Below are 24,766 nucleotides of genomic sequence, written 5' to 3'. Positions count from 1 at the left end.
CCTCTGCCGATCAAGGCGGGCCGTGAAAACGGTATCCCGGTATTCTTCCACAGCGGCGGTGGGACGACCGGCCGCTGCGTGTGGTCAGTTCGTCGTGGCCGGTGCGGCGGTGTTGTAGGGCGTGTTCGCGGCAGCGGTGACCGGGGCCTTCGTCAACACGGTTCCGAGCACTCGGGCTCCGACCGACTCGATGCTCTTGGCCGCGTCGGCGAGCCGGTTCGCCTGCGACGATCCGGCGGCGGCGATCAGCAGGGCTCCGGTCGTGACGCGCGCGATCACGGCGGCGTCCGTCACGAGCAGCAGCGGTGGCGCGTCAATGATGACGACGTCGAAGGCTTCTGTGAGCGTCTCGATCAGGCCTTCCATCGCGGAAGAGCCGAGCAGCTCGGCCGGGTTCGGCGGCACAGTGCCGGCCGGGAGGACGAACAGGGCGCTGCGGCCCCAGCGCTGGATGACGTCGTTGAGCTGCACGCGACCGGCCAGCACATCGCTGAGTCCGATCCCACCCTCGATGCCGAAGTACTCGGCCACGCGGGGGAGGCGGAGGTCGCCGTCGAGCAGGGCCACGCGCTGACCGGCGTCGGCGAAGGCGAGTGCCAGGTTCGCCGCCGTGGTCGACTTGCCCTCGCCGGGGCCGGAGCTGGTCACGACGAACACGCCCTGGTTGCCGGAGAAGAAGAAGCGCACGTTGGTGCGGAGGCTGCGGTAGGCCTCGGCGCGAAGGCCGTGCGGCGCGGTGCTCATGGCGAGGGGGTGCTCGCCCGTGTCCGGGTCGAGCGGGATCTGTCCGAGGACGGGAACCGGCACGGCGGCCTCGACGTCGGCGGCGACGCGCACCCGGCGGTCGAGCGTCGCACGCAGGAGAGCGACGCCGACGCCGACCGCGAGCCCGAGAAGTGAGCCGATGATGAGAGAGAGGGAGAGGTTCGGCGCGACGGGATTCGTCGGCACCTGGGCGGGTTCGAGCGTCACGATCCGGATGCTGAACGCGGCGGCCTGGTCGCGGCTCTCGAGCGTGTCGGTGACGACGGTGGCGAAACTCTCGGCGACAGCGTTCGCGATGCGGGCGGCCTGCCCCGGGTTGCGGTTGTCGACCGTGATCGTGATGATCGCGCTGTTGAGGGGTGCGGAGGCGCTGATGCCCGTGGGAGCTGTGGTGAGGCCGAGGTCTTCGGTGACGGGATCGAGCACGAGGGAGCTCGTGATGAGCGAGCGGTAGGTCTCGACGGCCTGCTTCGCGTACCCGGTGGCGAGGGAGCGTTCCGCGGGCGTGGCCGTGTCGGCGACCTGCGCGGCCACCATGACCTCGGTCGAAGCCTGGTAGCGGAGAGGGGTGAGCATCGCGACCAGCGCACCCGTGGAGAGCCCGATCAGAACGCTCGCGACGATCACGACGATCTGTCGACGGAACACCCGAAGGTAGTCATGGATGTCCAAAGCTCTCCAGCGTGGTCGAGTGCGATCGGCGGTATCGTCTTCCGAGACTACCGATTCCTATGAAGGCGACATGACGCACCTCAACGATCTCTTCCCCGACGGGCCTCGCGCCGGCGACGCAGGGAGCGTGGTGCTGGACGACCACCACACTGCGCGCCGCTTGCGGGAGATGATCGGCGAGCCGCGGCAGAGTGGCGCAGCGGCGACGTCCGACGCAGATGCTCGAGCTCTCGCCGACATGGTTCAGGCCGCCGCGCGCACCGCCGTTCCGGTCGGTGCGGGGTCCGGGGAGTCCTCGCGTTCGAAGAAGCGGCCGAGGCGGTCCGTCGATGCCGTGACGCTGTCGGCTGCCTCGCTCGCCGTCGTGGCCCTGGTCGTCGCCGGCACCGTCGGCGGCATCCAGATGGCGACGGCCAGCCCGGCCGCGAGTGCCGTGGAGTCGTTGGAGGCCGATGAGGCCGCCCTTCTGAATGCTCACCAGTCCCTGAAGACGGCTCAGGACCGGCTCATCGCCGACATCGACGCGCAGACGGCGGAGGTCGCCCCGCTGCGGAGCGCGCTCACCGGGACGAGCACCGCGCCGGATCCGGCCGGGGGAGCCGACGATGCGCCGATCGCAGTGACCGACGCCGCCGCGCTCGCCACGGCACTCGCGGCCGTCGATGCGTATGCCTCGGGGCTGGCGGCGATCACCGTTCCGGAACTTCCGACGGATTACGCACGTGCCGACATCGACGAGGATTCGCTCGTGGAGGTCGGCGGCGCGATCGACGGAGTGCAGGAGCGTCTGGTCGCGATGGACGACGCGACCGCCGAGGCCCGGGCTGTCCGCGAGAAGTTCGATGCGCTTCGGCCGACCGCCGACGTGGCGGTGGATGCGTACGCCGCATCGTTCGTGCCCGCGGCGGCGGCCGCGATCGCCCGCTACCCGGATGCCGAGGAGTCGCTGCGTGCGGCTGTGACGGATGCCGCGGCGCGCGTCGCTGCCGCGGATCTGTGGACGGTCGAGGGACGCTCGGCGCTGGCGGCCTACCGGGATGCGTTCGTCGCTTTGGCTGCGGACCAGCTGCGGTTCGAGATCGAGCGCGACCAGCGCGAGGACATGAACCAGTGGCAGCCGCAGCAACAGCAGCCGCAGCAGGGCGACGGAACTCAGAATCCGCCCACGGAGGGAAGCACCGACCCGGGAACCGGCGTCACTCCGCCGGTCCCGAACCCCGGTGGCGGCGAGACTGACCCCGGCGGGGAGACGCCGCCGGACGGCGAGGGAACGCCATAACGCACAGACCTGCTCGTTCGCTGTGAGAACATATCTCCAGGGGAGTGAATAAGTCTGAGGGGGCTCCGTATCTTGATTCCGGATGGGTCTGTCGACGTGTCTACCGGCAATATTCCAATATTGTCCGAGGTGTCCGTGAAGCAGCGGCGACGCCGCATGCTGGCCGCGGCGGTCGATGGGCTCGCCTGGACTTTCGGCGTCGTGCTGGCGATCGCGCTCCGCTTCGAGTTCGTCATGGACCCGCAGGGATGGATCGCGACGATCGTGCTCGCGCTCGCCGCCGGCGTCATCCAGATGGCGGTCGGATTCGCGACAGCCCTCTATCGCGGGCGATTCACCTACGGCTCGTTCGACGAGGTCCGCGCGGTGGCGCTGATCGTCGTGGTCGAGGCGGTGCTCCTGTCGCTGATCGTCATTCCGATCGGCCCGCTCGTCGGCATCCCGCGCGGCACGCTGCTGCTCGCCTTCCCGTTCGTGCTGCTGTTGATGTTCGGCGTGCGCTACGTGGCTCGTCTCGCGATCGAGCGTGCGCGCAAGCCCGGTGCTGACGCCGAGGCGGCCCTGATCATCGGTGCCGGGTTCCTCGGCGACAAGCTGCTCGCGAACGTCACGACCGACCCGTCGTCGCCGATCCGACCCGTCGGCCTGCTCGACGACGACCCGGCCAAGCGCAATCTCCGTCTGCGCGGCGTGCCGGTGCTCGGCACCACGCGCGACATCGCGTCGGCCGCCCGGAGCACCGGCGCGAAGCTCGCCGTCATCGCCATCCCGAATGCGGACAGCACCCTGTTGCGTGCGCTGAGCGACCGCGCCGAGAGCGCTGGTCTGCGGGTCGCGGTCACCCCGACGCTGGCGACGCTCGCGTCGGGGGAGCAGTCGGTCACCGACGTGCGCGACATCAGCATCGAGGATCTGATCGGACGCCACCCCGTCGACACGAACGTCGAGCTGATCGCCGGGTACATCACCGGTCGACGCGTGCTGGTGACCGGTGCCGGCGGGTCCATCGGCTCCGAGCTGTGCCGACAGCTGGCGAAGTACGGGCCGAGCGAGCTGATCATGGTCGACCGCGACGAGACCGGCCTTCAGGTCGCGCAGCTCGGGACTCTCGGCCACGGCCTGCTCGATTCTCGCGACGTCGTCCTCGCGGACATCCGTGAGGAGCAGAACCTGCTCGACATCTTCGTCGACCGTCGTCCCGAGGTCGTGTTCCACGCAGCCGCTCTGAAGCACCTGCCGATGCTCGAGCAGTATCCCGACGAGGCGTGGAAGACGAACGTGCTGGGCACGCTCAATGTGATCAACGCCGCGCGTGCCGTCGGCGTCGACACCTTCGTCAACATCTCCACCGACAAGGCGGCCAACCCGACGAGCGTGCTCGGTCACTCCAAGCGCGTCGCCGAGAAGCTCACCGCCTGGGCGGGATCCGTGACCGGGATGCGGTACCTCTCGGTGCGGTTCGGCAACGTGATCGGAAGCCGCGGGTCGATGCTGCCGACGTTCCAGCGGCTGATCGCCGAGGGGCGGCCGATCACGGTCACCCATCCCGAGGCGACGCGGTATTTCATGACGATCCCCGAGGCGTGCCAGCTGGTCGTCCAGGCAGGCGGCATCGGGCGAGCGGGCGAGGTGCTGATCCTCGACATGGGTGAGCCGGTGTCGATCCTCGAGGTCGCCAAGCGCATGATCGCGATGTCGGGCAAGAGCGTCGAGATCGTGTTCACCGGGCTCCGTCGCGGCGAGAAGTTGCACGAAGAGCTCGTCGGGTCGCGCGAGAACCTGGAGCGGCCCTTCCACCCGAAGGTGTCGCACACGCGGGCCGACATCATCACGCCCGAGCGGCTCGACAAGGCGGGCTGGATGGACCGGATGTACGCGAGCCCGCGGATCAATGACACGGTGGCGATCGAGCCGATCCGTGCGGAAAAGGTGTCAGAGGCGTGAGCGAGCGGATCTACATGTCTTCGCCCGATGTCGGCGAAGCAGAGGAGCAGGCGGTCGTCGCGGCCATGCGATCCGGATGGATCGCGCCTCTCGGCCCTGACGTCGATGCCTTCGAGCGTGAGCTCGCCGAGCGTGTCGGCGTTGCGCATGCGGTGGCGCTGAGTTCGGGAACCGCGGCTCTGCACCTCGCACTGCTCACGCTGGGCGTGAAGCCGGGCGACGTGGTGCTCACGTCATCGATGACCTTCGCGGCGACGGCCAACGCCATTGTCTACACCGGCGCCGAGCCGTACTTCATCGATGCCGATCCCGCGACCGGGAACATCGATGCGGCACTGCTGCGTGAGGCTCTCGTCGAGCTGCGCGACGCCGGCGAGCACGTGTCGGCCATCGTCCCGGTCGACCTGCTCGGCAAGGCCATCGACTACACCGCGGTCCTCGCGATCGCCGACGAGTTCGGCGTGCCGGTCGTGGCGGATGCGGCGGAGTCGCTGGGCGCCACGCACGCCGGTCGTGCGGCGGGCAGCTTCGGACGCGCATCCATCGTGTCGTTCAACGGCAACAAGATCATGACGACGTCCGGTGGCGGAATGCTGCTCACCGATGACGCCGACTTCGCGCAGCACGTGCGGTATCTGGCCACCCAGGCACGGCAGCCGGTGGTGCACTACGAGCACACCGACATCGGCTACAACTACCGGATGAGCAACCTGCTCGCGGCGCTCGGCCGCGCGCAGCTCGCTCGCCTCGACGCGATGATCGCCCGCCGTCGCGAGATGCGCGAGCTCTACAAGCAGCTCTTCGCCGCGGTCGATGGCGTGGAGGTCTTCGGGGCCGAAGGAGACGAGGCGGACAACGTCTGGTTGACGTCGATCCTCATCGACTCGTCCGTCACGGGTTGGGAGCCGTCGGAGCTCGCCGCAGCGCTCGCCGCCGACGACATCGAGAGCCGGCCGCTGTGGAAGCCGATGCATGCACAACCCGTCTTCGACGGTGCGCGCAGCAAGACCAACGGGGCGTCGGAGGCGCTGTTCGCGCGCGGTCTGACCCTGCCGAGCGGCTCGGCTCTGACCGATGCGCAGCGTGAGCGCGTGGTCACCGCGATCCGCGGCTTCCTGAAGCGATGAGGGTGCGGGTGCGTCCGTACGACGTGGTGAAGCGAGGGCTCGACATCGTCGTGTCCGCTGTCGCGCTCGTGCTGCTCTCTCCGGTCATCGTCGCGACGGCTGTGCTGGTCGCGACGAAGCTGGGGCGGCCGGTCGTCTTCGCGCAGGAGCGGCCCGGCAAGGACGGCCGGATCTTCACGCTCTACAAGTTCCGTTCGATGCGTTCGGTCGACGAGGCGCGCGGGTGGGTGACCGATGCCGACCGGTTGACCCCGTTCGGCGTGCGGCTGCGATCGACGAGTCTCGACGAGCTGCCGAGTCTCTGGAACGTGCTGAAAGGCGACATGAGCATCGTCGGACCACGTCCGCTGCTCGTGGAGTACCTTGATCGGTACACGCCGGAGCAGGCTCGTCGGCATGAGGTGCGGCCCGGCATCACCGGGCTCGCGCAGGTGACCGGACGCAACGCGATCTCCTGGGAGAGCAAGTTCAGGCAGGACGTGCGCTACGTCGATCGACGGAGCGCCGGGCTCGACCTGCGGATCGTTGTCGCGACGATCGGCTCCGTGCTCAAGCGGGACGGGATCTCCGCAGAAGGACACGTGACGATGTCGAAGTTCGGAGAAGCGAATGGCTGAGCGGATCGTCGTCATCGGCGCCGGAGGCTTCGGGCGCGAGACACTCGATGTGATCGAGGCGATCAACGCCGACGGCGAGACCCTGCACCTCGTGGGCGTCGTCGATTCAGGGCCGCGCCAGATCGACCTCGGCCGACTCGCGGAGCGTGGCATCGTCTACCTCGGCACCGAAGAGGAGTGGCTGCTCGGGGCATCCGGCGACGAGCGCTTCGTCGTGGCGATCGGCTCGCCGACCGTCCGAGAGGCCGTCGCTCGGCGCCTCTCCGACGCGGGTCTGCGCCCCGTCACCCTCATCCATCCGCGCGCCGTCGTCGGCTCGCAGGCTCGGATCGGGGACGGCGTCGTCATCACGTCGGGCGTGCAGGTCTCGACCAACGTGAGCATCGGCGACCATGTCCACCTCAACCCGGCGTGCATCATCGGGCATGATGCGACGCTGGCCGACTTTGTTTCTGTGAACCCCGGCGCGATCGTGTCCGGCAACGTCGTCGTCGAGGGCGGGACGCTTCTCGGCGCGGGATCGGTCGTGCTACAGGGGCTCACGGTCGGCGCTGGAGTGACCGTGGGGGCTGCTGCATGCGTCACGAAAGACGTCGTTGCCGGAGCCACAACGGTTGGAGTGCCAGCACGCCCCATCAGTGAAGAGGTCACGCCGTGAGGGTGCTGATCGTTTCGCAGTACTATCCGCCTGAAGCCGTACCCCTTCCGGCGGACCTCGCCCAGGGGCTCGCGGCACGCGGGCATCAGGTCAAGGTGCTGACTGGTTTCCCGAACTATCCGGCGGGAAAGGTCTTCCGCGGGTACCGCCAACGCTGGCGGTCCGTGGAGAATCAGGATGCGATCGAGATTCACCGTGTACCGCTATTCGCCGACCATTCGCAGAACGCACTCAAGCGGATGGTGAATTACTTCTCCTTCGCATTCAGCTCTGCGACAGCCAGACGCCTCTCACGCGGTGCCGACGTCGTGTACGTGTATGCCACTCAGATGACGGCCGGGTTCGGTCCGTGGGTGTGGCGGATCACCGGCGGCCGGCCGTATGTCCTGCACGTGCAGGATCTCTGGCCGGACTCCATCGTCGGCTCGTCGATCGTCGCCGGCTCTTTCAAAGGGCGCGCGGTTTCCGGTTCGCTCGGACCCTGGCTGCGCAGCTCGTATCGCCGAGCGTCCGGCGTTATCGGGATCGCGCCCACAATGGTTTCGACGCTGGTTTCACGGGGGGCGCCGGAAGAACGCACACACCTCGTGTACAACTGGGCCGACGCGGGAGAAGCGGTCGAGACCGTGCTTCCCCCGCCGGCGTCGCCAAGAGCCGAGATAGTCTACGCCGGAAACGTCGGGGACATGCAGGACCTGGAGACAGCAGTTCGCGCTGCTCACGCCGCCGCAGAAGCTGGCGTCACGCTCACCATCGTCGGTGATGGGGTGGCGAAGGATGATCTTCGGGCCCTCGTCGACGAACTCGGCGCCGACAACGTGCGTTTCCAGGATCCTGTGCCGCGCGAGCGGATGGCAGAGATCTACGCTCGCGCCGACTACGCGCTCGTTTCGCTGAAGGACATTGCTGTCTTCCGCGGGACCATCCCCTCGAAGTTTCAGGCGGTGCTGTCAGCCGGAGTGCCAGTGATATCGACCGTCCAGGGCGATGTTCGCCGGATCGTTGAGGAAAGCCGGGTCGGACTGACCGCTGATGCGGAGAGCGCGACCTCCCTTGAGCTGGCATTCCGGTCGGCCGCCGAGCGGTCGTCTGTTGACCGGGCAGCGATGGCTCGTCGTGGGCGTACGTTGTACGACACCAATTTTTCCCGCGAGTCGGGAGTCGCCAGGATAGAAGAGCTGCTTTCTGCGGCCGCGAACGGAACGAGTAGAGGACGATGAGCGAGTCATACGGCGGAGCCCGAGTGCTGGTGACCGGCGGAACGGGTTCCTTCGGACACACGGTGGCAAAGAAGCTCCTCGAGCGCGATGTTTCCGAGATCAGGATCTTCAGCCGCGATGAGGCCAAACAAGACCTCATGAGGCACGAGATCCCGGATTCGAGGCTGCGCTTCTATGTCGGTGATGTGCGCGACTTCGACAGCGTAGACAGGGCGACGCGTGACGTCGACTTCGTCTTCCATGCTGCTGCGCTCAAGCAAGTGCCTTCTTGCGAGTTCTTTCCCATGGAGGCGGTGCGAACGAACGTCCACGGTAGCGAGAATGTCGTGCGCGCCGCCGACCGCAATGGCGTTTCATCGGTGGTTGCGCTCAGCACGGACAAGGCCGTGTACCCGGTGAACGCGATGGGAATGTCGAAGGCGCTCATGGAGAAGGTTGCGCAGTCTCATGGGTTGAACAATCCCAACACGGGCACAACCGTTTCCTGCGTCCGCTATGGCAACGTCATGTACTCGCGCGGTTCGGTCATCCCGCTCTTCATTCGACAGATCAAGGCGGGCAAGAACATCACGGTGACGAATCCCGAGATGACCCGCTTCATGATGTCCCTCGCGCATTCGGTCGACCTCGTCGAGTTCGCATTCCGTAACGCACAGCAGGGCGACCTCTTCGTCCGTAAGGCGAAGGCGACTTCGATAGGCAACCTGGCCCAGGCGACGATCAATCTGTTCCGCTCGAAGACACAGGTGGAGGTGATCGGCACCCGCCACGCGGAGAAGCTCTCCGAAGCCCTCGCCACTCGGGAAGAGCTGGCTCGAGCCCGCGATATGGGGGAGTACTTCCGTGTCGTCGCCGACAACCGCGATCTCAACTACAGCGTCTACTTCGAGGAAGGCGATGTATCTCAGAGCCGCTTCGAGGACTACGACTCGCACACGGTGCAGCAGATGTCCGTGCGCGAGGTGGAAGAGCTGCTGCTGACTCTGCCCGAGGTGCGTGCCGAGCTGCGCCAGGCAGGCATCGACGAGACCCTGGTCTCGGAATCATGAGCCGCTTCGCGGTCACCGGCGGGCGAGGATTCCTCGGATGGCACCTGCGCGCTGCGTTGCGGGAGTCGGGAACTGCCGTGGACATGATCCCGGTAGGCGAAGCCTTCGAGCTCGACACGGCGACCGCCGCTGTCGATGGGGCAGCGCGTGTCATCCACATCGCCGGTGTGAATCGCGGGAGCGACGAAGAGGTGGCTGAGGGAAACATCCGCTTCGCCGAGCAACTGGCCACCGCGCTGCGCGCAGCAACGACGCCTCCGCCGGTCGTCGTCTTCGCAAACTCCACCCAGTCGACTAACGGATCTGTCTACGGCGAGGCAAAAGCACAGAGTGCGGAACTGCTCGCCGGAGCCTCGTCGGACATCGGTGCGGAGTTCATCGACGTGCGGCTGCCGAACCTGTTCGGCGAACATGGTCGCCCCTTCTACAACGCGGTCACGGCGACGTTCAGCCACCTGGTCGCGGCGGGGGAGAGCCCCACGGTCGAGAACGACAAGGAACTCACGCTTCTCCATGCGCAGAATGCCGTCGATCTTCTTACCGGAGCTGCGCCGCTCGCCTCTCTCGGCACTTTGCAGCGCGTGGAGACGGTGTCCGGCCTGCTCGCGCGGCTCCAGGACTACGCCGCGCTGTACCGTCGAGGCGATATCCCAAGCACGATCGACGCCTTCGACCGTGATCTCTTCAACACATACCGCTCGTACACGTTCCCTGCGCAATCTCCCATCGGCCTGACCCGTCATGCTGACGCTCGGGGATCGTTCTTCGAGATCATCCGATCCCACGGCGGAGCTGGTCAGTCCTCTTTCTCCACGACGGTTCCAGGGGTAACCCGTGGGGACCATTTCCACCGACGCAAGATCGAGCGGTTCACGGTTCTTCAGGGACGAGCGCGCATTTCGCTACGGCGCTTGTACTCTGAGGAGGTTGTCTCCTTCGAGGTCTCGGGCGATGCACCCGGCGCCGTCGACATGCCCACGATGTGGGCGCATAACATCACGAATATCGGTGATGACGTGCTCTACACGTCGTTCTGGACGAACGATATTTTCGACCCCGACAACCCCGACACGATTGCCGAGGCAGTGTGACATGGCCGACAAACTCAAAGTGATGACGGTGGTGGGGACGAGGCCGGAGATCATCCGCCTTTCAGCCACGATCAAGCTCCTCGACGAGCACACTGATCAGGTGCTCGTGCACACCGGACAGAACTACGACTACGAGCTCAACGAAGTGTTTTTCGAAGACCTGGGGCTTCGTCGCCCGGATCACTTCATGAACGCCGATACCTCGTCTTTGGGTGCGGCGTTGGGTTCGATCCTCACGAAGACCGAGGAGGTGATCCGAGAGGAGCAGCCCGACGCGTTCCTCGTCCTGGGGGATACCAACAGCTGCATCTCGGCAGTCATCGCCAAGCGGATGAAGATCCCCGTCTTCCATATGGAGGCGGGAAACCGTTCCTTCGACGAGAACGTCCCCGAGGAGACCAACCGGCGGCTCGTCGATCACGTCGCGGACTACAACCTCGTCTATACCGAGCACGCGAGGCGAAACCTGCTGGCCGAAGGCCTGCATCCGTCGAAGATCATCCTCACCGGTTCGCCGATGCGGGAAGTGCTCGAGCAGAATCGAGCCCAGATCGAGGCGAGCGATGCAGTGGAGCGGGCCGGACTGACAGCGGGTGAGTATTTCCTGGTGAGCCTCCACCGTGAGGAGAACGTCGACAATCCGACCCGGCTACGGTCGGCGATTGCCTCGCTGCAGGCGCTTCGTGCGGAGTACGGTCTGCCCGTTCTCGTCTCGACGCATCCTCGGACCCGAAAGCGTATTGAAGCGTTGGGGGATTCGGCTTCGATCGACGGAATCACCTTCCATCCGCCGTTTGGCTTCAACGACTACATCAAGCTGCAGTTGGATTCGAAGCTTGTCCTCTCCGATAGCGGCACGATCAGCGAGGAATCAAGCATTCTCGGTTTTCCGGCGGTGACGGTGCGCGACTTCATCGAGCGCCCGGAAGCGCTGGATGCCGGTGCCATCATCACCACCGGGCTGACGCCGGACAGCGTGTTGCGGGCGGTGGGTGCGCGACTCAGCATCCCGGCGGACCTCGCCTCGCTTCCCGCGGGATACGAGATCGGCAACACCTCCTGGAGGGCGACGGCGTTCGTCCTCTCCACAGCTCACTCCCACCGTGCACGGCTGGGGCTGCATGTCTGAGCAGGAAGGTCCGGGAGGCGACGCCGGGGAGCGGGTGGCCCGCACGGATGCCTGGCGGGTATCCGTTCCGGCGAGCGTGACCGCCTCGTCCCCCCTGCTCGTTGTGCCCACCGTGCATCCGCGCGGTGACCGCCGTATCGTCCGATGCGCGCAGGTCGCGCTGGATGCCGGTTTCCGCGTGCATTTCCTGTGGCTCGGTGAGGGAGAGCCGTCGCGAGATCCTCTCGTGGCCGAGACAGTGCTACCCTCGCCGCGCAACGCTCGCGAGCGCATCAGCATGGTCCGTCGAGTCGCCAGGGCCGCCGCGTCGCTGAACGGCGAGCTGTGGCACATCCACGACTACTACTTCCTCGGCGCCGCCCTTCGCTGGCGCCGCCAATCCGGTCGGCCGGTCCTCTATGACGTCCATGAGTACTACGCGTCGTACTACGCGGAGAAGTTGCCGGTTCCGCGCCGGCTGCGGAGCATCGTCGCCGGCATGCTGGAGCGCTATCAGGTCCGCGCCGCCCGCAGACTCGGTGCCGCGAACGTCGTGACCGAGCGCATGGCCGTGCCGTTCCGTGCAGCAGGCGTCCCCGTCTCGGTCTCACCGAACTACCCGATGCTGTCGCAGTTCGGTGGACTGCCCTCTGTGCCCTTCGAGGACCGGCGCTGGTCTGTTCTCCATATCGGCACTCTGACGCGCGTTTACGGGACGGAGTTGCTCGTGGAGCTGGCCGCCCGGTCAGCACAGCGCTCTCTGCCTTTCGTCTTTCAGGTGCTCGGCCGTTATCCCTCACCGGAGCATCAGGCTGATTTTGAGCGCCTGCTGGATGCCGCGGGGCGCCCAGCGAATCTGACGGTCCTGCCGACGAGACCCACTCACGAGATGCCCGACCTCCTCGCGACTGCAGGATTCGGCCTGTCACTGCTCATGCCGGACGGGCAAAATGAGGAGGCGGTGCCGAGCAAGAACTACGAGCACGCGATGGCGGGGCTGGTCAACGTGGTGACCGAGCGTCAGGCTCAGTGGCGTTTCTCGGAAGAGAACGCGATCACCGTGCACGGCGATCACAGATCCGCGGACGCGATGCTGGACCAGATGTTGCGCTTCGCCGAAGCGCCCCGCACGGATGCCGACCTCCGTGCGCGCGCCGGCGCAGCGAGGAAGCATTTCACCTGGGAGCTCGCGGTCGAGCCCGAACTGCGCGCGCAGCTCCTGCGGTTACGCCGGCCGAAGCCGATGAGTTCGGGGTCATGAGACTCTTCGCCCGCCTTCGCGCGCTCGCAGCCGGCAAGGAGGTGCGCGGGGGTTCCGTGCTTGTGTTGAGCTCGGTGATCGCGCAGATCATCACTCTCGTCGCGACCCCCGTCCTGTCGCGTATTTATGAGCCGGCAGCCTTCGGCTACCTCACGCTCGTCGTTTCAGTCACCGGCATGATCATCCCGGCTGTGGCGCTCCGTCTCGAATCGGCCCTGATGCTCCCGAAGGATACGAGGGAGGCGTCAGCTCTTCTGTTCCTCGGGCTCGCTGTCGCAGCGGTTATCAGTTTCCTCTCTGCGGCGACCCTCGAAATCCTGTTCTCCACCGGCCTCCTGCAGGCGATGGCCGCACTTCCTGGCTTCAGCGCGTGGGTCGGAGGGATCACCTTCTTCTCCGGCGTCTTCGTGCTGTTCGGGCAGTTCGCATTGAGGGTGCGGAACTACCGCGCTGTCGCCGCGCGAAACGTGACTCAGGCCGCGACTACCGCTGTCGTTCAGCTCGGCGCCGCGCTGATCGCCCCCTCCGCATTCGGTCTCGTCGGTGGATACGGAGCAGGCCGTCTGGTGGGTGTGGTGCCTTTGGTCGGCTCCGTGCGGGCCGAAATTCGTGGCTTCGATCTCCGTGACGTTCGCCGAGTGGGGCGCGAGTATCGAGCCTTCCCGCTGCTATTCGCTCCAGCCGCCCTCATGAACGCCTCAGCCCTCGCACTGCCGGTGCTCTTCGCAGGAGTCTGGTATGACGTGGCGGACGCCGGGCAATGGGGCATGGCTGAGCGCATCCTCGCCGTACCACTCGTCATCGTAGCCACGGCCGTATCGCAGGTCGTCGAGGCGCGGCTCGCGCACCACGCGCGATCCGAGTCGCACGGCAGCGCCTCTTATTACCTCAGGGTGTCGACGCTCCTCCTCGTCGTGAGCGTGGCCGTCGGAGTGGTGGTCGTAGTCCTCGCCCCTATCGTCGTACCTTGGGTACTCGGACCGGGGTGGGCGGACGCGGCTCTCATTATGCAACTCCTGACTCCGATGCTGGTCACGAGGCTCATCGCGAGTCCGCTCAGCAAGGCCCTCGTCGTGGCCAGGTGGGCACGAATCAACTTTGTTCTCGACGCGTCGCGACTTGCTATCGTGCTCGTCGTCCTCATTCTGTGCTGGTATCGCGAGTCCACGGTCCCGCAGCTGGTTCTCGCGACGTCCATCGCCTTCGCAGTGATTTACGTGGCGACCTGGATCGCGGGGCTGGCCGCGGCCCGTCATCTGGATTGTGGCAGCGCCCTATCCTCGGTTGCGGAGGAGTAGTAAGTATGACGCAGTGGTTCGCCTCCGGGTACGGCGCTCTGGACATCGCGGCAACGGGGGGGCACGGGTACGACATCGCGGTGACGCCGATCCAACCCGGTCACCCGGTTCTGCTGTTCGGGGAAGGGGCTAAGGTCTGGCGTCACATGGCGCGAGGCGATGCGCCGACGCCTGCCGAGTCAGAGTCCGTCGAGGTGATGAAGGAACTGGCCGAGATGGGCCTCGCGGTTGAAGACCCGGCCCATGCTGCGCGGATCTCCGATCTGCCTCGCCCATGGCTCTCCTCGTTTACCCATGAGCTCGTCTACGCGCTGCTGCAACGGGTGGCGACCTCGGCGGGAGTCGAACTGGTGTTCATCAAGGGTCCGACGCTCCACGCGCAGGGACTCCGCGATCGTGAGCACTCCGGCGACGTGGATTGCTGGGTGCGGCCGGGCGACGATCTCCGCCTCGCGGATGCCATGCGTGCTTGGGGGTGGACGCCGCTCATCCTTCCCTTCACAGGCACGACGGTCAGCCACTCTCTCACGCTGGTGGCGGGGGAGTGGGGATGCGCGATCGACGTGCACACCTCCTTCCCAGGGATGCGCCTGCGGCCGGGGGAGGCGTTCGACGTCCTGATCGATGACGCGGAGGCCCGGGCGTTCGCCGGCGTGCCGGTGCTGACTCCGTCGCGCGAGACCCACGCCGTCCTATCCGCTTTGCACGACATGCGGCCGTACAACGGTGCAGCAGCGCCTGAGTATGCCGTGACCAAGGCGACGGCCGTATTGCGAACGGTGGGGCGCGGAGTGATTCCGATTGTCGACCGGTTCGACGCGGGTTTCGTCCTGCGCGCGCCACTCGAACGAGCCTTCGGAGAAGATGCACCCGATTACTCCCGTGCGCTTCCTCCGGCGGACTGGAGCATGCGCCTCGAAGAGGCCACTTCGTTGCGGCATTTCAAGGCCCTACGGTTTGTGCCGATACAGCACCGGCTCCGTGCACTTATCCGTCTGATGTGGCCGACGGCAGAGACCATGCGCATCGCGCTGGAAGAGCCGCAGGCAACCGGCCGGAGAATCTTCCTCGCGCGGGTGAGGCGGGTTCGGGACAGCGTAAGGAAGCTGGCCGCGCGACGCTGAGGCCCGACGCGGTCGGCCTCCCAGGGGATTCGCCGTGTCATGAGATTGAATAGGACGCAATGAGCAGCATGCACCAGACCCGCGCCAGCGCGCGCGCAGAAGCAGACCGGCAGCAGGCCCGGCGCATCCATCGGCGTCGGGCGGTGTGGATCGCCGTCGGTGTCTTGACGCTCCTCGTCATTGGTGTCGCCGTGCTCTCTGCCGTGGCCGCGTCGAAGGCGCTGTCCGTCCGCGACTCGCTGACCCCGGCGGTGCCGATTGCGAGCGGGCTGCCGTCGAAGGTGCTGGCGGGCGACGCCGACGGGGCTGCGGCCGACGCTGCGTCGCTCAAGGAACTGTCCGCGGAAGCCGTAGCGACCACCCGCGAGGCGGACTGGCGCCTCGCCGAGTGGATCCCTGTGGTGGGGCAGAACCTCTCCGCAGTACGTGCCGCTGCGGAGAGCGTCGATGAGATCGCCGACTTCTCGGTTGGTTCGCTCCCGGACCTCGACCTGAATGCCTTCCGTCCGGTGGACGGCGCCATCGACCTCGCCGCGATACATCGTCTAGAGGGGATCGTCACGGCGGGTGCTGACACGTTCGCCGAAGTGCGTGAACGGATCGACTCCGCGGATCGGACATTCCTTCTTCCTCCAGTGACCGAGGCGCTCTCGACCCTGAATGACGCTGTGGGCGGAGTCGACGAGTCGTTGGGGGCCCTGTCGCCGATCCTCAAGGTCTTGCCTGCCGCGCTCGGCGAGGGCACACCACGGACCTATCTGCTGATGTTCCAGGGGAACTCCGAACTTCGCGCTTCAGGCGGGAACCCCGCGGCCCTCGCACTCGTCACCGCGACAGATGGGCGAATCGAGCTCACCACCCAGGCAACGAGCGTGCAATTCGCGAATGCTCGTGACGAGAGCATCGCCCCGCTCGATTCGGAGACCGAACATTTGTACTCGGACATCATTGGCCGCTGGATCCCCAACATGACGGCGACTCCGGACTTTCCGACGACCGTTGAGATCATGCGTGCGTGGTGGGCCGACGAAGGCCTCCCTCCCTTCGACGACGTCATCTCTACCGATCCGGTCGCGCTCGCGTACATCCTCAACGCGACGGGCCCGATTCCACTGCAGACGGGCGAGACTCTGACCAGCGAGAATGCTGTGCCGCTTCTGTTGAACGAGGTGTACTTCAAGTACGGCGACGGTACCGACCAAAACCCCCAAGATCTCTTCTTCGCCTCTGCTGCCGCACAGATCTTCGCGAAAATCACCTCAGGTGTCGAGAACCCTGTCGCTTTCCTTGAGGCGCTGGGTAAGGCGACCGACGAGGGGCGCATGAAGATCTGGTCGTCGAATCCTGACATCGAGGCGATGATGTCCGGATCAAAGCTCGCGGGCACCCTGCCGGCGACCAACGACGACCGCACCGTCGCCGGTGTGTTCTTTAACGACACCACGGGAGCGAAGACGGATTACTACGCGGATGCGAAGGTGGTCGCGACTACCGATCAGTGCACGACCTCTGGTGCGCCCACTTTTATGCAGACGATCACCTTCGCGAACAACATCACGCCCCAACAGGCCGCGGATCTGCCTTACTTCATCACTGGTCCCCACTATCGCCCGGGTGACATCGCGACCGACGTCGTCGTGTACACGCCGGTGGGCGCCTCCATCGAATCGTGGAAAGTCGACGGGGCGCAGAGGGCCACCCTGGTTTCGGAAGGGACTCATCTCGGGCGTTCTGCCGTGCGTATCAGCGTGGTAACGACTCCGCAGACGGCAGCAACCATTACCGTGTCGATGAAGGGCTCTGAAGGAACCATAGGGACCGACTACGGCGTGTACGACGTGTGGACCACGCCGATGGTGCGCCAGACTCCCGTCACTCTGGAGACTCCTGGCTGCGGCTGAACAGTCCACAAGTCCGTTGAGATGGTACGTTCGGGACCCTGTCTACCGAACAGCCGTACGCACGGTAGCTGTCGCCGTGGTGCATTGGACCACTCGTCCTAAGGCGTCAGATGGTCCCATCAATCGGCGTGCGAGAGCCGCCGCGGTCGTGAACTTCTCCGAGCCGGGAGGCGCCGGGGACCAGTTGGATCCTCTGAAGCGTGCAAGCCCGATGCCTCCTCCCTCGGATACAACGCGAGGAGCAGAACCAGCAGGCCGAAACCGTAACTGAGAACGGCGCTGAAGGGGCTCGCATTCGCAAGCGAGAACACCGGAAGGAGGCCGGTGGGAACGACGATCGCCGCCGGAAGCCCACGACTCGCGCTGTCGACCAGGAAAAGCAGCATCACGAGAAACGCTGCTTCTACTGCGATGCCGATGAACCCGAGGTTCGCGTATCCGTCAGCGAACAGGCTCGCATTGAGCTGGACATCGGGTCGATTCAGCAGCACTGCGCTGACGTAGAACCCCGGAGACGTCTGATATGGCGCTTCAACAAATGGTCCGAGAAACGAGTAGTCCCAGAGCGCCCAGGCTCCCTCGTCGTAAACATCTCTGTACAGCGGCATGAGGTAGCCAGCTGTCATGAACGTTCGGGCAACCAGCACATCCACGAGACCAATGCTTGCCACGCGGTCAGCGGCGATCGATAGCCACGCCAGGGCGGACGCGCCGACGACGACCATCGCGCCCACGATGGAAGTTCGCTTGTTGAGGAGGAAGACGAGCAACAAGCACAGTGGGATGGAGATGAGAACTGTCTTGTACCCCGTCGTGGAATAAATGAGCAACTGCCCGACCACACCGAGCGCGAACAGCCAGTATTTCCTTTTGAGCAGTCCGAAGGCCATCAGGAAGGGGTTGATGACATTCCCCTGATTAGTGATGAGGTATCCCAGGAGGGGCACGGTCGGGATGACTTCGTCGCGGTATGCGAGTCGAGTGTCGTAGATCTCGAACACCGACACAATGTTGAACGTGATGCCGAAGACCACTGCCAGATACACATAGGTGACAACTGAGATTGCGGCCACAAGCACCCAGAGAAGCATCCCGCTCGAGAGGTTGATGGGGATCAACAGGGCGGTCTTGCGGCGTAGAAGAAGGGCGACAGCGATCCAGACCGCAGAACAGAACACCGCAAAAGCGAAGGTATCTTCCGGAGTGCGGCCGCCGCCATACTGGGGCAGCGTCGCTACGGGCACCAGCAGAGCAGTGTAGAGGAACCAGACCGCGTAACCGGAGAACCGCTCGACCCTGTAGGGCAGGAAGGCCGACGCCGCGAGCAAAAGTGCGTAAGAGAGGAGCATCCACATGAATGACGGTTCGTGGTAGACCCAGCCCAAGTACGCGAACCGGGGGGCCATGAACTCCGAGTAGGTGACCCGCAGCGCCTCGATGTAGATGGCGAGGGAACCGGCGAAGACGACGAACACGGAAACGTGCTGCACGAGGGATGACCGCTTGGCTTGGGAGCGGACGTTGGCGTCGCTCATCGCGCGCTCGGTTCGCGTGTGAGACATGCTGCTGATTCTACGGGCAGAGGCGTCGACACCACGCGCGGCCTACGGCCCGCCCCACCGCCCGATCGGCCACAGAATGGCCCCGGCCTGACCGAACACGTCGTCGCGCGTCATCCAGCGCCAGCAGTCCTCGTCCGGATCCGCCGTCCCTCGGCAGAGGTAAGCGGAGTCGGCCGAGTTCGCCCGATTGTCTCCGAGTACGAGATACGAATCCTCCGGAACGGTGACCGGCCCGAAGCAGCGGGTCGACATCGGCTCGCTGTCGCAGTCGAGTGAGTCGGCGACGAAGGGGAGATCTTTGACGACGTACGGCTCGTCGAGCGGCTCGCCGTCGACCAGCACCCCGCCCTGGGCGTCGCAGCATTCCACGGTCTGCCCTGGTCCGGCGATGACCCGCTTCACGAGCACGTAGGGCCGGATGCCGGTGGTCTCGCCGACCCAGTGGAACGCCTGCGAGAACCAGTTTCCGCCGGCTGCGGGCTTCTCTCCCCAGGCCTCATCGGGGCGGAACACGACGATGTCGCCCGGCGCGGGGTCTGCGGCGACGTAGGCGAGGCGGTTGACGATGAGGCGGTCGCCCGGCTCGAGCGTCGGCGACATGGATCCAGACGACGGCTGGCCGATGAAGGCGACGATGATGCCGGTCAGCGCGAGTGCGAGCGTGATGTTGACCCAGATGTTCCCGAGGAGTCGCCGACGCGGTCTCGGTGCATCTGTCGTCATCATGTGCTCTCCGGCTCGCGCGCTGCGGTGTCGACACAATACTGTCAGTGAATGGCCCAGTATTCCGGTGACAGCGGTCCCCGCCTGCTCGAGTCCCCGCAGGCGTCGCAAGCCCAGCGACTGCTCATCCCCGACGTCCTCCGAGGCGTCGCGATCGTGGCGATGGTTATCGCGCACGCGAACCCGTTCCTTCCCGAACTGCCGTGGGCCGCGAAGTTCGTAACGGCGATGTTCAGCGACCTGGCGTCGCCGCTGTTCGCCCTGGTGATGGGCATGTCGGCAGAGCTCGTCTGGCGCCGGGGCAGACGCGTCGGCGTGACACTTCTGCAGCAGGTGATCCGTGGACTGTTCCTGATAGCGCTGGGCGTCTGGATGGCGACCTGGGGCTCGTGGGTCGATGTGATCCTGGCGTATCTCGGCGTGACCATCATCCTCGGAGCGCCGCTCCTCCTCGCGCGCACGCCCGTGGTGATCGGAGTGACAGCGGTCCTGCTGCTCATCAGCCAGCCTCTGGTGGATCTTGCCCGGACCTGGACCTGGGTCTACACGGCGCCCGCCCCGATCGCCGACATCATGCAGTGGCTCTTCCTCGGATCGCACTACCGCGTGCTCAATCTCCTGCCGATGTTCCTCATCGGCGCGCTCCTCATCCGGCACGGACTGCAGCGCGACCGACTGCTCACGGCGCTGGCCATCGCCGCACCTCTTGCCTACCTGGCCTGGGGTGTCGGGCAGCGGCTCGGCGACGTGCAGTCCGGCGACTACCTCGACACCCTGAAAGACTTCGGCCTCGTCTTCGCGGTCTACGTGATCGTGGTCTTCGCCGCGACCGCTCGACGCGACGGCGTCAAGCGCTTCTGGAGCCCGATCTTCGTGCCCCTCGTCGCATGCGGACAGGTCGCGCTGAGTCTCTACCTGCTGCACGTGGGGATCATCGCGCTGTGGAACAACGCGAACGGACGTCCGACCGAGAACTTCTGGCCGGGGTGGCTCGTGATCGTTCCGGGCATGATCCTGGTGGGGTGGCTCTGGTGGCGGTTCGTCGGCACGGGCCCCGTCGAATGGGTGATGGGCTGGCTGACCGGTCGGCGCAAGCCCCTGCTCCACGCACGATGAAGGCGGCTTCGCGCCACTGACACCGCGTCAGGCGGGGGAGACCTCGACCGCCGCGCGGATGCTGTCGATCAGCACCCGTACTTCGTCGCTGCCGACCGCCAGCGGCCCGGCCTGCGTTCCGTCGGTGCCGATGAGTGCGGCCACGGGGGTCTCCGCTCCGATGCGGAGCGCCGCCGCAACAGAACCGCCGACGTCGAGCGCGAACCGCGTCGAAGCGGGGAGGTCGTGCGGCGGCTCTGTGCTCGCCGCGACGCTCACGGCGCGCTGGATCACATAGACGTCGACAACGGCCGCCAGAGGGGCCTCTGCGGCCTTGAGTGATGCCATGGCGGTCGCACACGCGTGACACCCCGGAGCGACGAACACGAGTAGCCGGGCGCGGGCGGCCGGGACGAGCACGTCGACGATCTCTGCGGTGTCAGGCAGCAGCACGGCGCCGGCTCCACGGGGGATCTGCGCATCGGTTCGCCCGGTGGCGTGCGATGCGCGGACCAGGGACCAGACACCGACGGCGATCAGCAACCCGGAGCCGACCGCGCCCAGCACGAGGGGCACCGACGGGCCCGTGAGGAGCGTGGCCGGAATCCCGACGGGCTCGGCGACGGCGGCCGCCGTGACGGCCCCTGCCAGCGCGGAGGCGGCGATGGCGGTGAGGACCGCGTTGCGCACGATGAGTCGAGGTCCGATCGCGGAGGGGAGCCAGTCGCCGAAGCAGCCGCAGTCATCGGTGGCGCCGAGTCGGTGCGCCCGGGCGACGGCGACCAGAAGGCCGGACGTCAGCAGGAGTGCCGCCGTGGCGAAGCCCACGAAGAGCCAGTTGGCGGTCACGAGCAGACCCACAGCGACAACCGCCTCGCCCGCGATCAGCACCCCGGCCGCGGTCTTCGGGTGGTCGACCCTGATGTGCAAGGCGGCGAAAGCCCCACGCCCGTTGTCCGCCGCGCGGAACTTGCCGACGGCGCTCACAGCGAAGACGACGGCGAGGAAGAAGGCAAGCGGAACGAGGAATGCGCTCATGGGTTGATTCTCCCGGATCGGAAAAGCGGGCGGATCCTGGAAGGATCCGCCCGCTCGGTGCTGCACGTCGCCCTGCCGCCACCATCGGCGGTGGCCGGAGCGACGAAGGGAGCGTCGGTGCTGGGCCCGGCGCCCCCTTCGAGATTCGGCTCAGAGGAGCGAGATGCCGATGTTCGACGAGGTCGAGTTGTTGCCCGTGACCGAGTCGCCCGAGACGGTCGCGGTCATGACCTGCTGGGGGCCGCCGAGCAGTGTGGTGAGAAGCGTGATGTTCAGGAGCGAGTCGAGCGTGGTTCCCAGCCCGATCACGATGTTGCCTCCGGCGGGGATCGACGGGAGGGTCAGCGTGTAGTTGCCGTCCGCGCCTCCGACGGTGACACCGCCGACCGCCGCGATGTTCAGCGACAGCAGGGAGGAGTTGTACTGCACGACGGCCGTGGCACCGGCAGGCGACGCATCGGTGCCACTGTTCGTGATCGTCAGCGTGTTGACCGCGGTGACCGTCGCGAGACCGAGGTTCAGCGAGATCGGACCGCTGAGCGCGGGAACGAGGTCGTCGTTCACCAGCGAAGCCGCGGCGAGCGGTGTGGCGACGGCTGCCGCGATGACGGGCACCGACCATGCCGCGCCCTTGACGATGGTGCGGCGCGAGATGCCCTTGTTCTTCTGGATTTCTTCGGTCACGTGAGTGCCCTCCCTGTTCGATGCAGATGCGGTTTCCCGCTGTGTCGTGAAGAGGCGACACGTTGTCTGCATCCCCCAGGAGCCTCTTCGTGGTCATCAAAGTAGGGAGAGGAAGAGGGGGAGGAAGGGGGTTTCGGTGAACTACGCGCAGGGTGCGCTCAACCTGCGCGATCTGTGCGTTATGGCTGCGTGGAGCTATGCCCGGCGCGAGGAGCGCAGGGTGCGCGGGGTGGCCTGATAGGCCTCGTCGAGTGCCCGACGCATGCTCATCGGAGAGTGGAATCCGGCACGCTGCGCGATCTGATCGATGCTCAGCACGTCGTAGCGACTGTCGACGAGGAGCGAGTGGGCCAGCCGCGCACGCTGCCGACGGATCTCCGCCGCGACGCTGTTGCCGGATTCGGAGAAGACGAGCTGCAGCTGCCGCAGCGACGACTGCACCTCGTGCGCGACGCGCGACGGGTTCAGCGACGGATCACCGCACTGCTGCGAGATCACGGCGATGGCACGCTCGCGCAGTACGGCATGCGGCGAGCCCTGGGCGCTGACCCCGCCGACCCGGTCGAGCAGCACCGCGCCGCACATCTCCATCACCAGCTGCTCGATGGCGTACTGCTCGATCGCCGATGCATTGTCGTCGGTGTCGAGCAGGCACCCGACGAACTGCTGCATCGAGGTGTCCAGGAGTCGGCGGTCCGCGAACACACTCGCGTCGGAAGGCAGCGACGGCACGAACGAGGCGATGGCCGAGCGGGGCACGAGTGCGGCGACGAAGCTCCACTGCCCTGCCCACCGCAGCCGGCGTGTGATGCCGTGTGCGGCGACGACGAGACCGCCCTCGGTCTCGACCCAGGGCTCACCCTCTACTCGCGACCAGAGCGCCTGTGCCTCGACGAACGCGAAGACCGAGTGGTCGGGGTACCGGGTCACCGTGTCGACGTGGAGCTCGGAGGTCCCTCCGCCCGTGCTGAGCAGTCGCACACCGCCGGAGGCGCGCTCCCGGGAACGCAGTCCAGGGCGGTCACCGACCCGCCGAACACCATGCTTCGCGAGCTCTCTGTCGTCGATGACCTGAGCGTTTGAGTGACTCACGAGACGTTCCCCCTCAGGGTGCCTGCGAACAACTGCGGCGCCTCTGTGATCGGGGTGCCGAACCTGCTCCCATCAACGCGTCGCGTTGCCGGGTTCGCCATCCCGATGCCTCGATACGGTGGTGTATTGAATACAGATTCAATCATCCGGCCCCTCCTGTCAACACAGATTCTGAATTCGTGTAGTGAGACGACACGAACCTCATCTGCATCCCCCAGGAGCCTCACTGCGAGCCACCGTAGAGCGCCCGCCGGGGAATGTCCGGCGAATGGAAGAAAAGCGCGCAATGTGCGTTGTTCCTGCGCGAAATGTGCTTTCACCTGCGCGGCTCGCCGAGTCGAAGAACGTGGATAGGCTTGCTGCCATGTCCGATCGCTTCCTCGTCAACGCGGTCGGAGCCGTCATCGAGATCGACGCCTCTCGGCGCGACGAAGACTTCCGCGCACGCACCCTCGCCGCCTGGACAGACGCGCGCTACGAGGGCGATCGAGCCGCCGATGCGGTCGCCGTGGTTCCGGCCGACACGGAGGACGCTTCAGCCCTCTCCGCGCTCTCGACCGACGTCACGATCAAGGCCCTCGCGCACCGCCGACACGACCCGATCTGGATGCTGCACGCCGCCGGACTCGCCGCCGCCGACGGTCGCGTCGTGGTGCTCAGCGCGGCATCCGGCACCGGCAAGACGACAGCGGCGCGACACCTCTCGCAGCGCTACGCGTATGTGAGCGACGAGACCATCGGCATCGACGACACCGGTCGCGTGGTGCCTTACCGCAAGCCGCTCTCGATCATCGAGCAGGATGCCGCTCCCAAGGCGCAGGTCGCACTTTCGAGCATCGGTGGCGCGCACGCCCTGCCCGACGAGCTGCGGGTGGCGAAGATCGTCGTGATCGATCGCTCGCCGGAGGGCCCGGACGTGCCCGAGATCGAACCGCTGGACATCGCGGATGCCCTGGCGCTGCTGGGGCCGCAGACCAGCTATCTCTCCGACGGGCCGGCGCCCCTGCAGCGGATTGCCGCGCTGCTCGAAGCCACCGGCGGTGCCGTGCGACTGCGCTACCGGGAGGTGACGGGCATCGACGGGATCATCGATGATCTGATCGACGTCGAGCCGGCTCCGGTCCGGTCGATCGTCACCCGTACCGCACCCGTGGTCGACGCGTCAGCCGCGGACGCGTACCGCCGCGCGGAGACGGTCGACGAGCTGGTGCTCGAATCCCGCGTCGCTGTGCTGCGGCGGACGCCGACCGGGGGACAGGTGCACGTCCTCGACGGCATCGGCCCGACGATCTGGACCGCTGCCGCCGGAGGGAGCACGCTCGCTCAGCTCGTCGATGCCGTGGTGACCGCGCACGGAGAACCCGCAGACGGAGACCCGGCGTCGATCGTGCAGGCGGCCGTGCAGGTGCTCATCGACGATGGGCTCCTGCTGCCGCCGACTCCGGCCTGAACGGCGCC

The 24,766-nt window shown here is 66.3% G+C and carries 21 protein-coding genes; 15 read left to right on the top strand and 6 right to left on the bottom strand.

Annotation, left to right across the window (positions count from 1 at the left end):
* Positions 1-84: 84 nt before the first annotated feature.
* Positions 85-1,437: a polysaccharide biosynthesis tyrosine autokinase gene (locus BQ2383_RS13820; RefSeq protein WP_091035151.1), complete on the bottom strand. Its 1,353-nt coding sequence runs from the start codon at positions 1,435-1,437 to the stop codon at positions 85-87.
* 70 nt (positions 1,438-1,507) lie between these two features.
* Here BQ2383_RS13820 and BQ2383_RS13815 point away from each other — a divergent pair, with 70 nt between their 5' ends.
* From BQ2383_RS13815 to BQ2383_RS13755, 13 genes are all read left to right on the top strand, one after another.
* Positions 1,508-2,716, top strand: a complete 1,209-nt coding sequence (locus tag BQ2383_RS13815) for a hypothetical protein (protein WP_091035149.1) — start codon at positions 1,508-1,510, stop codon at positions 2,714-2,716.
* A gap of 129 nt (positions 2,717-2,845) precedes the next feature.
* A complete protein-coding gene (locus BQ2383_RS13810; protein ID WP_244176019.1) occupies positions 2,846-4,660 on the top strand; it encodes a polysaccharide biosynthesis protein in 1,815 nt (604 codons plus the stop codon).
* A complete protein-coding gene (locus BQ2383_RS13805) occupies positions 4,657-5,787 on the top strand; it encodes a DegT/DnrJ/EryC1/StrS family aminotransferase (RefSeq protein ID WP_208617674.1) in 1,131 nt (376 codons plus the stop codon). Before BQ2383_RS13810 ends, BQ2383_RS13805 begins: the two co-directional genes overlap by 4 nt.
* Positions 5,788-5,795: 8 nt before the next feature.
* Positions 5,796-6,404, top strand: coding sequence for a sugar transferase (locus BQ2383_RS13800; RefSeq protein ID WP_279627356.1), 609 nt, complete (start codon positions 5,796-5,798; stop codon positions 6,402-6,404).
* Complete coding sequence (locus BQ2383_RS13795; protein ID WP_091035141.1) at positions 6,397-7,062, top strand: acetyltransferase; 666 nt, start codon at positions 6,397-6,399, stop codon at positions 7,060-7,062. Before BQ2383_RS13800 ends, BQ2383_RS13795 begins: the two co-directional genes overlap by 8 nt.
* On the top strand, positions 7,059-8,282 hold the full coding sequence (locus BQ2383_RS13790; RefSeq protein ID WP_091035138.1) for a glycosyltransferase family 4 protein: 1,224 nt from the start codon (positions 7,059-7,061) through the stop codon (positions 8,280-8,282). The genes BQ2383_RS13795 and BQ2383_RS13790 overlap by 4 nt, the downstream gene beginning before the upstream one ends.
* On the top strand, positions 8,279-9,331 hold the full coding sequence (locus BQ2383_RS13785; RefSeq protein ID WP_091035135.1) for a polysaccharide biosynthesis protein: 1,053 nt from the start codon (positions 8,279-8,281) through the stop codon (positions 9,329-9,331). Before BQ2383_RS13790 ends, BQ2383_RS13785 begins: the two co-directional genes overlap by 4 nt.
* Positions 9,328-10,422 carry an NAD-dependent epimerase/dehydratase family protein gene (locus BQ2383_RS13780; RefSeq protein WP_091035132.1) on the top strand — a complete coding sequence of 365 codons (1,095 nt, stop codon included), beginning with the start codon at positions 9,328-9,330 and terminating at the stop codon, positions 10,420-10,422. The genes BQ2383_RS13785 and BQ2383_RS13780 overlap by 4 nt, the downstream gene beginning before the upstream one ends.
* A 1-nt stretch (position 10,423) precedes the next feature.
* Positions 10,424-11,551 (top strand): non-hydrolyzing UDP-N-acetylglucosamine 2-epimerase, encoded by a 1,128-nt coding sequence (gene wecB, locus BQ2383_RS13775; protein WP_091035131.1) that lies wholly within the window; start codon positions 10,424-10,426, stop codon positions 11,549-11,551.
* Complete coding sequence (locus BQ2383_RS13770) at positions 11,544-12,791, top strand: glycosyltransferase (RefSeq protein ID WP_140403360.1); 1,248 nt, start codon at positions 11,544-11,546, stop codon at positions 12,789-12,791. Before wecB ends, BQ2383_RS13770 begins: the two co-directional genes overlap by 8 nt.
* A gap of 74 nt (positions 12,792-12,865) precedes the next feature.
* Positions 12,866-14,089 (top strand): lipopolysaccharide biosynthesis protein, encoded by a 1,224-nt coding sequence (locus BQ2383_RS13765; RefSeq protein ID WP_167381625.1) that lies wholly within the window; start codon positions 12,866-12,868, stop codon positions 14,087-14,089.
* Positions 14,090-14,094: 5 nt separating this feature from the next.
* Positions 14,095-15,213, top strand: a complete 1,119-nt coding sequence (locus tag BQ2383_RS13760) for a nucleotidyltransferase family protein (protein WP_091035123.1) — start codon at positions 14,095-14,097, stop codon at positions 15,211-15,213.
* Positions 15,214-15,272: 59 nt separating this feature from the next.
* Positions 15,273-17,114, top strand: coding sequence for a DUF4012 domain-containing protein (locus BQ2383_RS13755; RefSeq protein ID WP_091035121.1), 1,842 nt, complete (start codon positions 15,273-15,275; stop codon positions 17,112-17,114).
* 119 nt (positions 17,115-17,233) lie between these two features.
* Here the strand turns inward: BQ2383_RS13755 and BQ2383_RS13750 are convergent, their stop codons facing one another.
* Together BQ2383_RS13750 and lepB are read right to left on the bottom strand one after the other, a co-directional pair.
* Complete coding sequence (locus BQ2383_RS13750; RefSeq protein WP_140403359.1) at positions 17,234-18,676, bottom strand: hypothetical protein; 1,443 nt, start codon at positions 18,674-18,676, stop codon at positions 17,234-17,236.
* 42 nt (positions 18,677-18,718) lie between these two features.
* Positions 18,719-19,402 carry a signal peptidase I gene (lepB, locus tag BQ2383_RS13745; protein WP_091035115.1) on the bottom strand — a complete coding sequence of 228 codons (684 nt, stop codon included), beginning with the start codon at positions 19,400-19,402 and terminating at the stop codon, positions 18,719-18,721.
* A 48-nt stretch (positions 19,403-19,450) separates the two neighbouring features.
* On the opposite strand from lepB, the gene BQ2383_RS13740 reads away from it, so the two are divergent.
* Positions 19,451-20,515, top strand: coding sequence for an acyltransferase family protein (locus BQ2383_RS13740; RefSeq protein WP_091035112.1), 1,065 nt, complete (start codon positions 19,451-19,453; stop codon positions 20,513-20,515).
* A gap of 27 nt (positions 20,516-20,542) precedes the next feature.
* Here the strand turns inward: BQ2383_RS13740 and BQ2383_RS13735 are convergent, their stop codons facing one another.
* The 3 genes from BQ2383_RS13735 to BQ2383_RS13725 form a co-directional block, all read right to left on the bottom strand.
* Entirely contained in the window at positions 20,543-21,532 is a 990-nt protein-coding gene (locus BQ2383_RS13735) for a MauE/DoxX family redox-associated membrane protein (protein ID WP_091035109.1), read from the bottom strand.
* Positions 21,533-21,682: 150 nt separating this feature from the next.
* Complete coding sequence (locus BQ2383_RS13730) at positions 21,683-22,216, bottom strand: hypothetical protein (RefSeq protein ID WP_091035106.1); 534 nt, start codon at positions 22,214-22,216, stop codon at positions 21,683-21,685.
* 195 nt (positions 22,217-22,411) lie between these two features.
* Positions 22,412-23,308, bottom strand: coding sequence for a helix-turn-helix domain-containing protein (locus tag BQ2383_RS13725; protein ID WP_140403358.1), 897 nt, complete (start codon positions 23,306-23,308; stop codon positions 22,412-22,414).
* Positions 23,309-23,672: 364 nt separating this feature from the next.
* Between BQ2383_RS13725 and BQ2383_RS13720 the strand changes: the two genes are divergently transcribed.
* Positions 23,673-24,758: a hypothetical protein gene (locus BQ2383_RS13720; RefSeq protein ID WP_091035101.1), complete on the top strand. Its 1,086-nt coding sequence runs from the start codon at positions 23,673-23,675 to the stop codon at positions 24,756-24,758.
* The last annotated feature ends 8 nt before the right edge of the window (positions 24,759-24,766 follow it).

Origin of the sequence: Microbacterium oxydans, from assembly GCF_900095745.1 — a bacterium.
Taxonomy (GTDB): domain Bacteria; phylum Actinomycetota; class Actinomycetes; order Actinomycetales; family Microbacteriaceae; genus Microbacterium; species Microbacterium oxydans_B.
The sequence above is the reverse complement of the archived record's forward strand: the minus strand, read 5'-3'. Positions and strand labels throughout refer to the sequence as shown.